An 11,732-nucleotide genomic window follows, 5' to 3' on the forward strand; every position below is an offset into this window, starting at 1 on the left:
GGATATTGGGCCATGGTGCGTCCTCCTGTGTTGACGCGCCAGCGCGGCCAGGTGGCTACGCTATACCCTTTTGGATATATCGTAGTGAGCCGTTCGTCCAGGCGCCGGCCGCCGGGTTCGGGCTTTGCCTATCGAAATATCCGGATGTATATAGCGAACCAGCCTGCCGAACGGGCCGGGACCAAAACAGGAGGACCGCATGCAGCACGAGCGCGAGCACTACGTGAACGGCCAGTGGGTCGAACCGCTGGAGCCTAAACTGCTGGACGTGGTCGATCCGTCCACCGAGGAGGCGTTCACCAAGATCGCCGTCGGCGGCGCCAGGGACGTCGATCGCGCCGTCGCCGCGGCCAGGGCTGCGTTCCCGTCCTTCGCGCGCACGTCGCGGAAGGACCGGCTCGACCTGCTGAAGGCGATCCTGTCCGAATACGCCAAGCGGCGCGAGGACATCGCCGCCACCCTGTCGCAGGAGATGGGAGCGCCCTACAAATTCGCCCTGGAGCGCCAGGCCGCCACCGGCACCGCGCATCTGATGCGCATGATCGAGGTGCTGGAGACCTATCCGTTCGAATGGATGGAAGGCAAGACGCTGATCGCCCGCGAGCCGATCGGCGTCGTCGGCCTGATAACGCCGTGGAACTGGCCGATCAACCAGATCGTCTGCAAAGTGGCGCCCGGCATCGCATCCGGCTGCACCATGGTGCTGAAGCCGACCGAGATCGCGCCGCTGAACGCCATCATCTGGACCGAGGTGATGCATGCGGCGGGCGTGCCGGCCGGTGTCTACAACATGGTGCAGGGCGAAGGCGCCGTGGTCGGCGAGGCGATGTCGTCTCATCCTGATATCGATATGATGTCCTTTACCGGGTCGACGCGCGCCGGAATCCTGGTCGCCCGCAACGCCGCCGCGACCGTCAAGCGGGTCTGCCAGGAACTGGGCGGCAAATCCGCCAACATCCTGCTGCCCGACGTCGACTTCCAGACCGCCGTCACCAAGGGCGTGCTGGGGATGATGGGAAACAGCGGGCAGTCCTGCAACGCGCCCACGCGCATGCTGGTTCCCGCCGACCGCCAGGACGAAGTCAAAGCCATCGCCAAGGCCGCCGCCGCTCGGGTCGTTCCGGGTGCGGTCAACGATCCGGCGACGACGATCGGCCCGGTGGTCAGCGAGGTGCAGTTCAATAAGATCCAGCGCCTGATCCAGTCCGGCATCGACGAAGGCGCGGAACTGGTGATCGGCGGCCCCGGCCGGCCGGAGAACCTGAACCGCGGCTACTTCGTCCGTCCGACGGTGTTCGCCAACGTGCGCAACGACATGACCATCGCGCGGGAGGAGATCTTCGGCCCCGTGCTGTCGATCCTGCCATACAAGGACGAGGCGGATGCGATCCGGATGGCGAACGACACCGTCTATGGCCTCGCCGCCTACGTGCAATCCGCCGATCAGGCGCGCGCCCGCAAGGTCGCGGCCGAGATGCGGGCGGGCAACGTGTTCGTGAACTATCCGGCAAGCGACACGGCCGCGCCGTTCGGCGGCTACAAGCAGTCGGGCAACGGCCGCGAATACGGGAAGTGGGCGATCGACGATTTCACCGAGATCAAGGCGGTGATCGGCTACGACGCCGCCTGAGGGGAGGGGGCACTTCAGCCCCCCGACCGGCCTCTAATGCACCCGCTCCGTCTCGTTCCGATCGAGACGGCCATGCGTCGCCAGCGTTGCCATCCCCGCGATCTGCCAGGGCTTGACGGTGAAATTCACCGCCGTCCCTTCGGGCGTGCGCAGGACCAGCAGCAGCGTCCCGTCGCCGGCGGCTTCCATGTGCCAACTCGACAGCGGATGCGCCTCGCCGTTCCCCACCGATGACGGAGCGGCGGTGACCAGGTGATCCAGCCATTGCGCCGGCAGCGTCAGCCGCAGGGTCCGGCCGTTCCGGTCGCGCAATTTCACCGTCAGGCTGCGGCCGTCGCCGCCGGGCCTGGCGTCGATCAGTTCGGCGGCGTCGATGTCGATCGGTTCGGTCATGATGCGGCGTTCCGTTGGGCGTCTTGAATCGCCTGCCAGATCCGATGCGGCGTCGCGGGCATGTCGATATGCGTGATGCCGAACGTCGACAGCGCATCCACCAGCGCGTTCATCACCGCCGGCAGCGAGCCCGCGCAGCCGGCCTCGCCGCAGCCCTTGACGCCCAGCGGATTGGTGCGGGCAGGAACCGGATGGCTCTCGAACCCCAGGCTGGGGCAGTCGCCGGCCCGCGGCAGCGCGTAATCCATGTACGACCCGGTCACGAGTTGGCCGCTGTCGTCGTAGACGACGCTTTCCATCAGCGCCTGGCCGATGCCCTGGACGATGCCGCCATGCGCCTGCCCGGCGACCAGCATCGGGTTCACCAGCACGCCGAAATCGTTGACGGTGGTGTAGCGGACGATGTCCACCACGCCCGTTTCGGGATCGATCTCGACTTCCGCGACATGGCACCCGTTCGGGAACGCCGACGGCACGCCCTTGAACACATGGCTGACGTCCAGGCTGTCCGGCACGTCCTCCGGCAGTCCGGTCACCTCCTTCAGCCGCAGCGCGAGATCCATGATGCCGATGCCGCGATCGGTGCCGGCGATGGAAAAGCGGCCGGCGGAAAATTCGATGTCCACCACGGCCGCTTCCAGGACATGCGCCGCGGCGCGCTTGCCGCGTTCGATCACCAGGTCGCTGGCTTCGACGATCGCGCCGCCGCTCTGCATCATCGACCGTGATCCGCCGGTGCCGCCGCCGGCCAGCATCTCGTCGGAATTGCCTTGCAGCAGCTTGATCTTCTCGAACGGGACGCCCAGCCGGTCGCACAGCACCTGGGCGAACGGCGAGGCGTGGCCCTGGCCGTAATCCAGCGTGCCGGTGATGATCGTAACGGAACCGTCATCCTCGAACCGGATGCCGCCCATCTCGGCGCCGGCGTCGGCGGTGACTTCCAGGTAGTGTCCGATGCCGCGTCCCCGGACGAGGCCGCGTCGCCGCGAGTCGGCCTGCCGAGCGGGGTAGCCGTTCCAGTCGGCGGCGGAGAGGGCCTTTTCAAGGATGATGGGGAACTCGCCGCAATCATATGCCATCCCGGACGGCGCCTTATAGGGCATCTGCTCCGGCTGGATGTGGTTTCGCCGCCGCAACTCGATCTGGTCGATCCCCATCTCCCGTGCCGCGGTGTCGACCAGGCGTTCCATGTAATAGTTGCCTTCGGGACGACCGGCGCCGCGATAGGCGCCGACGGGCGTCGTGTTGGTGAACAGGCATTTGGTCGTCACCTGCACCAGCGGCGTCCGGTAGACGCCGATGATGTTCTTCACCGTGTTCAGCGTCGGCGGAATGGTGGTGGCGTTGCTCAGCCAGGCGCCGAGATTGCCGTAGCCGGTCACCCGCACGGCCAGGAAGCGGCCGGCTTCGTCCAAGGCCAGCTCCGCCACCATCTCATGATCGCGGCCATGGCTGTCGGACATGAAGCTCTCCGACCGGTCGTCGCGCCACTTCACCGGCTGGCCCAGTACGCGCGCGGCGTGCAGCAGGCAGATATACTCGGGATAGGCGGATGCCTTCATGCCGAAGGAGCCGCCGACATTCCCCGTCAGGACCTGCACCTTTTCCTTGGGCACGCCCAGGATGCCGCTGATCAGCGCGCGCTGGCCGAAGACGCCCTGGCAACCCAGGCGCAGGACGAACCGGTCCTGTTCCGTATCGAATTCGCCGATCGCGGACCGGGGTTCCATCGGACAGACGACGATGCGGTTGTTGCGCATCGCCAGCCGCGTGACATGGGCCGCGCGGGCGAAGGCGGCGTCCACGTCCTCGGTCGGGCCGTAATGGAAGTCCATGCAGACATTGCCGGGGGCGCTTTCATGCAGCGCGGGCGCACCGGGCGCCGCCGCCTCGGCCGCGGTCGTGACGGCGGGCAGCAGGTCGATGTCGGCGTAGACCATCTCGGCGGCGTCGCGCGCCTGCTGGACGGTCTCCGCCACCACCATCGCGATGGGCTCTCCGACATAGCGGACGCGGTCGACCGCCAGCGGCCGCTGCGGCGGGCGGGGCGTCGGCGATCCGTCGCGATTCTTCCCGGCCGCCGCCGGCATGTTGCCGATGCCGTCGAGGTCGGCGGCCAGAAACACGGCGCGCACGCCGGGCATCTCCCGGGCGGCGTCGGCGTCGATGCCGTTGATGGTGCCGTGGGCGATGCGGCTGCGGACCATGACGCCGTAAAGCTGGCCGGGGCAGTTCAGGTCGTCGGTATAGCGTCCCTCGCCGCGCAGCAGGACAGGGTCCTCCTTGCGGGAGACCGGCTGTCCCACGGCGAATTTTCCGCTCGTCAGGCGGTTGGGATCGATGGCTACGTTCATGCGTGGCGTGCTCTCAAAAGACCGGCATTGGGTGGGCGGCCGGCGTAATATCCGTGACGCAATATCCGTATGGATATAGCGATGCTGACCGATTAAGGTCCGTCTGCCAAGAGGGGAGGACCGCTCGATGCCATCGCCCGCTTGGCCAACGGGACATCGAACGGAGGACACGACATGGACACGGTCACACTCGACCCAAGGCTGCGTCATGCCGGCGGGTTTCTGAGCCGCCAGGCGGGCATGCTGATCGACGGCAAGCTGGTTCCGGCTGCCTCGGGCAAGACCTTCGCAGTGTATGACCCGGCCACCGGGGCGACGATCGCGAACGTGCCGGAGGGCGATGCGGAAGATGTGAACCGCGCGGTCGCGGCGGCGCGACAGGCCTTCGACAGCGGGGTCTGGGCGAAGATCGGTCCATCCGGACGGGGCAAGATCCTGTGGCAGGTGGCCGATCTGATCGAGAAGCACCTGGAAGAGCTGGCCGAACTCGAATCGATCGACAACGGCAAGCCATACGCCGTGGCCAGGGTCGCCGACCTGCCGCTGGCGGTCGACATGTTCCGCTACATGGCCGGGTGGGCGACGAAGATCACCGGCACGACGCTGCCGCTGTCGCTGCCGGGCGAATACCTGTCCTATACGGTGCGCGAGCCGGTGGGCGTGGTCGGGCAGATCATTCCCTGGAACTTCCCGCTGCTGATGGCGGCCTGGAAACTGGCGCCGGCGCTGGCGGCGGGCTGCACGATCGTGCTGAAGGCCGCCGAACAGACTCCGCTCAGCGCGCTGCGGCTGGCGGAGCTGATCCAGCAATCCGACATCCCGCCGGGCGTGGTGAACATCCTGACCGGGTTTGGCGAGACGGCCGGCGCGGCCATCGCGGCACACCCGGACGTGGACAAGGTCGCCTTCACCGGCTCGACCGAGGTGGGCAAGCTGATCGTTCATGCCGCCGCCGGGAACCTGAAGAAAGTGTCGCTGGAACTCGGCGGCAAGTCGCCGGCGATCATCCTGCCCGACGCCGACCTGGACCTGGCGATCGCCGGCGCGGCGAACGCGATCTTCTTCAACCACGGGCAATGCTGCTGCGCCGGCTCGCGGCTGTACGCGCATAAGTCGGTCTATGACAAGGTGGTCTCGGGCGTCGCCGACATCGCCGGAAAGATCAAGGTCGGGCCTGGACTCGATCCGGTCACCGAGATGGGGCCGCTGGTGTCGGACGAACAATTCGCCCGCGTCACCGGCTACATCGACGACGGCAGGCGCTCCGGCGCTCGGATCGCCGCCGGCGGCGACCGGGTGGGCAACCTGGGTTATTTCGTCGCCCCAACGGTACTGGAAAACACGACACCCGACATGAAAGTCATCCGCGAGGAGATTTTCGGCCCGGTCGTCTGCGCCCAGCCGTTCGACGACGATGACCTGGAAGCGCTGGCCCGACGCGCGAACGATACGATCTATGGGCTTGCCGCCAGCGTCTGGACGTCGAACGCGGGGATGGCGCACAAGCTGGCGAACCGCATTCGTTCCGGCACCGTGTGGATCAACTGCCATAACGTGTTCGACGCGTCACTGCCGTTTGGCGGTTACAAGCAATCCGGCTGGGGACGAGAGATGGGCGCGGAGGTGTTCCACAACTACACGGAGGTGAAGGCGGTCACGCAGGCGCTTTAGGGCCTGACGTTCGACCCGCATCCCGTCAGGCCCGGCCGAGCCGGGCCATGACGGGGCGGGCCATGACGGGGCGGGCCCGACGACGTCTGGGGCCTGAAGGGCGTGCGCGACGGCCTGGGGATCGTGGCGGGGGATGGATTCCGCTTATGCCGCCGCGGGCAGCACCTTCCGGGTTGGCAGCTCATCCAGGTGGCAGGCGGCCAGGTGGCCTTCGGCGCCGCCGGGACGCAGGACGGGTTCCTCGACCCGGCAGCGGTCGAAGGCGAACGGGCAGCGGGTGTGGAACCGGCAGCCGGACGGGGGGTTGATCGGGCTGGGGACGTCGCCGGTCAGGATCATCCTCTGGCGCTTTGCCGTCGGATCAGGCACCGGGACGGCGGAGAGCAGCGCCAGCGTATAGGGATGGCGGGTGGCCGAAAACAGCGACCGCCGGTCCGCCAGTTCCACGATCTTGCCCAGATACATCACCGCGACCCGGTGGGTCAGGTGCTCGACCGTTGCCAGGTCGTGGCTGATGAACAGCAGCGCCAGCCCAAGCTCCTGCTGCAGGTCGCCCAGCAGGTTGATGATCTGCGCCTTCACCGACACATCGAGCGCCGACACCGCCTCGTCGCAGATGATCAGGTCCGCGCCGGGGGCCAGCGCTCGGGCGATGCCGATGCGCTGGCGCTGCCCGCCCGAGAACTCGTGCGGAAACCGGTTGATCGCGTCGCGCGGCAGGCGGACGGTGTCCATCAGGTCCTCGATCCGAGCGGTGAGGGCCTTGTGGCCTTTGACGACGCCGAAATTGCGCAGCGGTTCGGCGAGGATGTCGCGGACTTTCATGCGCGGGTTCAAGCTGCTGAACGGGTCCTGGAAGACGACCTGCATCCGCTGGCGCATGCTGCGCAGGCGGCTGGCGCGCATGTTGTCGATGCGCTCCCCGTCCAGGTAGACCTCGCCGTCGGTCAGGTCGAACAGGCGCAGGATGGCGCGGCCCACGGTCGACTTGCCGCAGCCGGACTCGCCGACCAGGGACAGCGTCTCGCCGCGGTCGATGGAGAAGGTGACCCCGTCCACGGCATAGACCTTGGCGGTCGTCTGGCCCAGCAGCCCGCCATGGATGGGAAAGTGCTTCTTCAGCGCGTTCACCTCCAGCAGCGGCGAATTCTTGATCATGCGGCGATCGTCTCCCCGGCGTAATGGCAAGCGGCGCTATGGCCGGCGGCTTTCGGCTCGATCGCCGGCGCGACCCGGCGGCACAGGTCGGTGGCCATGGTGCAGCGGCCGGCGAAGGCGCAGCCGACGATCGGCTTGCGAAGGCTGGGCACCTGGCCCGGGATTTCCGCGAGCTTGCCGCGGTCGCCGTCGACCAGGGACGACCCCAGCTTCGGCACGGCGCCCAGCAGGCCGCGGGTATAGGGATGCATCGGCCGGGCGAAGATGGCGTCGGCCGAGGCTTCCTCGACCTTGCGGCCGGCGTACATGACGACGACGCGCTGGGCCATTTCGGCGACGACGCCCAGGTCGTGGGTGATCAGCATGATCGCCGACCCCAGGCGCGTCTTCAGGTCGCGCATCAGGTCCAGGATCTGCGCCTGGATCGTCACGTCCAGCGCCGTCGTCGGCTCGTCTGCGATCAGCAGGCGGGGGTTGCAGGTCAGGGCCATGGCGATCATCACGCGCTGGCGCATGCCGCCGGAAAGCTGGTGCGGATATTCCCGCACGCGCCGCCCGGGGGCGGGGATGCCGACCAGGGTCAGCATCTCGACCGCCTTGGCCTCGGCGTCCTTGGCGTTCAGGCCTTGGTGCAGGCGCGCCGTCTCCCCGATCTGCTGGCCGACGGTCAGCACCGGGTTCAGGCTGGTCATCGGCTCCTGGAAGATCATGGAGATCGCGTTGCCGCGCAGGTCCCGCATCTCCTTCTCGGAGGCGTTGAGCAGGTCGCGGCCCTCGAAGCGGATGGCGCCGGCGATCTTGCCGGGCGGGGTCGGCACCAGGCGCAGGATCGACATCGAGGTGACGGACTTGCCGCAGCCGGATTCACCCACGATCGCGACGGTCTCGCCGGCGTCGATGTGGAACGACAGCCCTTCCACCGCGCGGACGACACCGTCGGGCGTGGCGAAATGGGTCTGGAGGTTCACGACCTCCAGCAGGGGCGGATTATCGCTGCCGTCCATCAGAGGCGCTTCGCCAGGCGCGGATCGAGCGCGTCGCGCAGGCCGTCGCCCAGAAGGTTCACCGCCAGGACGGTGATCGACAGGAAGACGGCGGGGAAGAAGACGATATACGGCTTGACCTGCCAGAGCGCTCTGCCCTCGGCCATGATGTTCCCCCAGCTTGGGATGATCGGCGGCGTGCCGGCGCCGATGAAGGACAGGATCGCCTCGGTGATCATGGCCGAGGCGCAGATGAACGTGCCCTGCACCATCAGGGCGGCCAGCGTATTGGGCAGGATATGCCGCCAGATGATCAGCGGCAGCGGCGTGCCGGTGGTGATCGCCGCCTCGACATACGGCTGCTCCCGCAGCGACAGCACGAGGCCGCGCACGAGGCGGGAGACGCGGGGGAACTCTGCGATGGTGATGGCGATGACGACGTTCTTCACGGACGCGGCGGTCAGCGCCATCAGGGCGATGGCCAGCAGGATCGGCGGGATGGACATCAGCCCGTCCATCGCGCGCATCAGCACGGCGTCCAGCACGCGGATGAAGCCCGAGACGACGCCCACCAGCGTGCCCAGGACGGTGGCGCAGAAGGCGACCGAGAAGCCGACGAGCAGCGATACCCGGGTTCCGTAAAGGACACGCGAATACACGTCCCGCCCGAGCATGTCGGTGCCGAACCAGTATTGCGCCGAGGGTGGACGGGTCCGCTTGGCGGGGGCCAGCGCCGTCGGGTCGACCGTGCCCAGATAGGGCGCGAAGATCGCGATCAGGATCATGATCGCGACCAGCGTGCCGCCGATCACGATGGTCGGATGGCGATAGATGAAGCCCATGACCCGCCCGCGCTGCTTCGGCGCGGGCAGGATGGCGGGCAGTTCGGGTGCCACCGCATAGGGTCGGCCGTCGTCGCGGACCAACCGCGGCGCTTCGCTGCTGGCTGTGGTGCTCAATAGCGGATCCTTGGATCGAACAGGGTGTAGAGAAGGTCAACGCAGAGGTTGATCACGACGTAGAGGAAGCTGAACAGCAGCACGACGCCCTGGATGACGGGGTAGTCGCGCCGCAGGATGGCGTCGACGGTCAGGCGGCCGAGGCCGGGGATGGCGAAGACGCTCTCGGTCACCACCGCGCCGCCGATCAGCGCGGCAAAGCCGATGCCGATGACGGTGACGATCGGCACTGCCGCGTTTTTCAGCGCGTGCACAAACAACACGCCGCGCTGGCCGACGCCTTTCGCCTTCGCGGTCCGCACGTAATCCTGCGACAGCACGTCCAGCATCGTGGCGCGGGTGATGCGGGCGATCAGGGCCATGTAGATCAGGCCCAGCGCGATGGAGGGCAGGATCAGCGTGCGCAGGAACGGGATGATGCCGTGGGAGATCGAGACGAACCCCTGCACCGGCAGCCAGTCGAGCCACAGCGCGAAGATATAGGCCAGCAGGTAGCCGACCACGAAGACCGGCGTCGAGAACCCGAACACCGCGGACAGCATCACCAGCCGGTCGATCCAACTGCCGTGCTTCCAGGCGGCGATGACCCCCATCGGGATCGCCACGCTGATCGACAGGATCAGCGTCAGCACCATCAGGGAGACTGTCGGCTCGATCCGCTGCGCGATCATGTGGGTGACCGGCAGGTTGGTGAAGATCGACGTCCCGAGGTCGCCGTGGATCACGTGGTTGAACCAGTCGAAGAACCGCACGAGGAACGGCCGGTCCAGGCCCAGCGAGGCCCTGATGCGCGCGACGTCGGCCGGCGTGGCCTGGTCGCCGGCGATGATGGCGGCCGGATCGCCCGGGGCGATGTAGAGAAGCGAGAAAACGAACAGGGCCACCATCAGCACGACGGGAATGGTGGCAAGGATGCGGCGTATGATGTAGGCGAACATCAGGCGGCTTGATCGGTTGCGCCTGCGCCGGATGGCGCGGTGGTCAGCGAGGCGCCGGATGGCGCGGTGGTCAAAGAGAGGCCGACTGGCGCGGCTATCAGCCTGATGAAGTCTCGATCAGCCAAATTGCACCTCCTGTCCGGGGACGGCACCGGTCGAGTGATGCCGCCGCCATTTCCAACGCCTCGGACGCACGCCGGCCGGGCGGGACGAGACCGATCGCCGCGCCGTCCTCCCTTGCTGGGATCGTCCGCACACCGTGACGCCGCCGTCCCGCATGTCGGCACGTGGGTCCAGGAGAGGACCATGCACAAAGCGGGCCGCATTGCGTGTCCGAGCATGTCCCATTCGCAAGTCGGTCATGCTTACAATGCCGTTAACGTGGGTGAAATAGCTAATCCTGGCAGGGAGCTTAAATCCTTGTAGGCATCGCATCGCGCGCTACACTTCAGTCATGACATTCTCCATCGCCGCGCGCTGCACGGCCACCGGGCAGTTCGGTGTTGCCGTGGCGTCTTCCTCCCCCGCCGTCGCGGCGCGGTGCGCGCATGCCCGGGCGGGGATCGGCGCAGTGACGACGCAGAACATCACCGATCCGCGTCTCGGCCCCAAAGGCCTCGACCTGATTGCGCTCGGCGCCGACGCAGAGCAGACCAGCGCGAGTTTGCGGCAGACCGCACCGCATCCGGCGTTCCGGCAGTTGACCGTCATCGACCGGCGCGGCCGTACCGCTGCGTTTTCCGGCGATCGGGTCCTGGGGGTGAACGCCATCGCGCATGGGCGCGACGTCGTTTCGGCCGGCAACCTGCTCGCCAACACCGGCGTGCCGGCCGCGATCGTCGCAGCGTTCGAGGCGTCCGCCGGCGCGCTTGGGCAGCGGATCGTCGATGCCATGCTGGCCGGCCTGGAAGCGGGCGGGGAGGCAGGGCCGATCCGCTCCTGCGGCATGCTGCTGGTGGACCGGGTCGCCTGGCCCGTCGCGGACCTGCGCGTCGACTGGCACGACACGCCGCTGCAGGAGTTGGCGGCGCTGTGGTCCGTCTGGCAGCCGCAGATGGCGGATTACGTCACCCGCGCGCTGAACCCCCAAGCCGCCCCGTCCTATGGCGTTCCCGGCGACGCCTGATCCCCGGACCGGTCCCGGGGCAGGACGGCGATCACGTCGACCTCCACCACCCATTCGGGACGCGCGAGGGCCACGACCACCAGGCCCGTGAACACCGGATACACGCCCTTCATCCAGCGGCCGAGCACGCGGTAGACGGATTCGCGGTAGCGGATGTCGGTGAGGTAGACGGTGACCTTGCAGATGTGCTCCAGCGACGAGCCGCATTCGCGCAGCAGCGTATCGATGTTCTTCATCACCTGTTCGGCCTGCCCCGCCGGGTCGCCGATCGCCACGCTGACGCTGGTGTCCAGGTCCTGCGGCACCTGTCCGCGCAGGTAGACCGTATCATTGGCAATCACCGCCTGGCACAGGTCGTTATCGAGCTTCTGTTCCGGGTACGTATTGCCGGTGTTGAATTTCCGTATGCGCTGATGCGCCATCGTGGCTACTCCGCCGCGCGTTTCAGGTTCGGATCGGCCGGCCTCACGCGCTCAGACAGGCCAGCCGCTTTCTGCACGACGCGCAGCGTCTCGTTCCA

At 67.4% G+C, this 11,732-nt stretch carries 10 protein-coding genes; 3 read left to right on the forward strand and 7 right to left on the reverse strand.

What is annotated here, in order from left to right; all coding sequences use genetic code 11:
• Positions 1 to 199: 199 nt before the first annotated feature.
• Positions 200 to 1,630: an aldehyde dehydrogenase family protein gene (locus VHB27_RS11495; protein ID WP_325600435.1), complete on the forward strand. Its 1,431-nt coding sequence runs from the start codon at positions 200 to 202 to the stop codon at positions 1,628 to 1,630.
• A gap of 33 nt (positions 1,631 to 1,663) precedes the next feature.
• Here VHB27_RS11495 and VHB27_RS11500 read toward each other — a convergent pair whose 3' ends face one another.
• Entirely contained in the window at positions 1,664 to 2,023 is a 360-nt protein-coding gene (locus tag VHB27_RS11500; RefSeq protein ID WP_325600437.1) for a hypothetical protein, read from the reverse strand.
• Positions 2,020 to 4,377, reverse strand: a complete 2,358-nt coding sequence (locus VHB27_RS11505; protein ID WP_325600439.1) for a xanthine dehydrogenase family protein molybdopterin-binding subunit — start codon at positions 4,375 to 4,377, stop codon at positions 2,020 to 2,022. The genes VHB27_RS11500 and VHB27_RS11505 overlap by 4 nt, the downstream gene beginning before the upstream one ends.
• Before the next feature lie 174 nt (positions 4,378 to 4,551).
• On the opposite strand from VHB27_RS11505, the gene VHB27_RS11510 reads away from it, so the two are divergent.
• Positions 4,552 to 6,048: an aldehyde dehydrogenase family protein gene (locus VHB27_RS11510; RefSeq protein WP_325600440.1), complete on the forward strand. Its 1,497-nt coding sequence runs from the start codon at positions 4,552 to 4,554 to the stop codon at positions 6,046 to 6,048.
• 144 nt (positions 6,049 to 6,192) lie between these two features.
• Here VHB27_RS11510 and VHB27_RS11515 read toward each other — a convergent pair whose 3' ends face one another.
• The 4 genes from VHB27_RS11515 to VHB27_RS11530 are packed head-to-tail and all read right to left on the reverse strand — an operon-like array spanning position 6,193 to position 10,086.
• On the reverse strand, positions 6,193 to 7,206 hold the full coding sequence (locus VHB27_RS11515; protein WP_325600442.1) for an ABC transporter ATP-binding protein: 1,014 nt from the start codon (positions 7,204 to 7,206) through the stop codon (positions 6,193 to 6,195).
• Positions 7,203 to 8,210 (reverse strand): ABC transporter ATP-binding protein, encoded by a 1,008-nt coding sequence (locus VHB27_RS11520; RefSeq protein ID WP_325600444.1) that lies wholly within the window; start codon positions 8,208 to 8,210, stop codon positions 7,203 to 7,205. The genes VHB27_RS11515 and VHB27_RS11520 overlap by 4 nt, the downstream gene beginning before the upstream one ends.
• Positions 8,210 to 9,148, reverse strand: a complete 939-nt coding sequence (locus VHB27_RS11525; RefSeq protein WP_325600446.1) for an ABC transporter permease — start codon at positions 9,146 to 9,148, stop codon at positions 8,210 to 8,212. The genes VHB27_RS11520 and VHB27_RS11525 overlap by 1 nt, the downstream gene beginning before the upstream one ends.
• The gene (locus VHB27_RS11530) at positions 9,145 to 10,086 is read right to left on the reverse strand and encodes an ABC transporter permease (protein WP_325600448.1); all 942 of its coding nucleotides are present in this window, start codon (positions 10,084 to 10,086) and stop codon (positions 9,145 to 9,147) included. Before VHB27_RS11530 ends, VHB27_RS11525 begins: the two co-directional genes overlap by 4 nt.
• A gap of 454 nt (positions 10,087 to 10,540) precedes the next feature.
• Here VHB27_RS11530 and VHB27_RS11535 point away from each other — a divergent pair, with 454 nt between their 5' ends.
• Positions 10,541 to 11,212 carry a DUF1028 domain-containing protein gene (locus tag VHB27_RS11535; protein WP_325600450.1) on the forward strand — a complete coding sequence of 224 codons (672 nt, stop codon included), beginning with the start codon at positions 10,541 to 10,543 and terminating at the stop codon, positions 11,210 to 11,212.
• On the opposite strand, the gene VHB27_RS11540 is transcribed toward VHB27_RS11535, so the two are convergent.
• The gene (locus tag VHB27_RS11540; protein ID WP_325600452.1) at positions 11,188 to 11,634 is read right to left on the reverse strand and encodes a RidA family protein; all 447 of its coding nucleotides are present in this window, start codon (positions 11,632 to 11,634) and stop codon (positions 11,188 to 11,190) included. The two genes, VHB27_RS11535 and VHB27_RS11540, sit on opposite strands and share 25 nt — an antisense overlap.
• Positions 11,635 to 11,732: the final 98 nt, after the last annotated feature.

This window comes from Rhodopila sp. (genome assembly GCF_035548235.1).
Classification (GTDB): Bacteria; Pseudomonadota; Alphaproteobacteria; order Acetobacterales; family Acetobacteraceae; genus Rhodopila.

Bases quoted from the DNA above. Each gene is read 5' to 3' on its own strand.
- VHB27_RS11500 (WP_325600437.1), bottom strand. From the start codon at position 2,023: ATGACCGAACCGATCGACATCGACGCCGCCGAACTGATCGACGCCAGG.
- VHB27_RS11530 (WP_325600448.1), bottom strand. From the start codon at position 10,086: ATGTTCGCCTACATCATACGCCGCATCCTTGCCACCATTCCCGTCGTG.
- VHB27_RS11515 (WP_325600442.1), bottom strand. From the start codon at position 7,206: ATGATCAAGAATTCGCCGCTGCTGGAGGTGAACGCGCTGAAGAAGCAC.
- VHB27_RS11520 (WP_325600444.1), bottom strand. From the start codon at position 8,210: ATGGACGGCAGCGATAATCCGCCCCTGCTGGAGGTCGTGAACCTCCAG.
- VHB27_RS11495 (WP_325600435.1), top strand. From the start codon at position 200: ATGCAGCACGAGCGCGAGCACTACGTGAACGGCCAGTGGGTCGAACCG.
- VHB27_RS11540 (WP_325600452.1), bottom strand. From the start codon at position 11,634: ATGGCGCATCAGCGCATACGGAAATTCAACACCGGCAATACGTACCCG.
- VHB27_RS11535 (WP_325600450.1), top strand. From the start codon at position 10,541: ATGACATTCTCCATCGCCGCGCGCTGCACGGCCACCGGGCAGTTCGGT.
- VHB27_RS11505 (WP_325600439.1), bottom strand. From the start codon at position 4,377: ATGAACGTAGCCATCGATCCCAACCGCCTGACGAGCGGAAAATTCGCC.
- VHB27_RS11510 (WP_325600440.1), top strand. From the start codon at position 4,552: ATGGACACGGTCACACTCGACCCAAGGCTGCGTCATGCCGGCGGGTTT.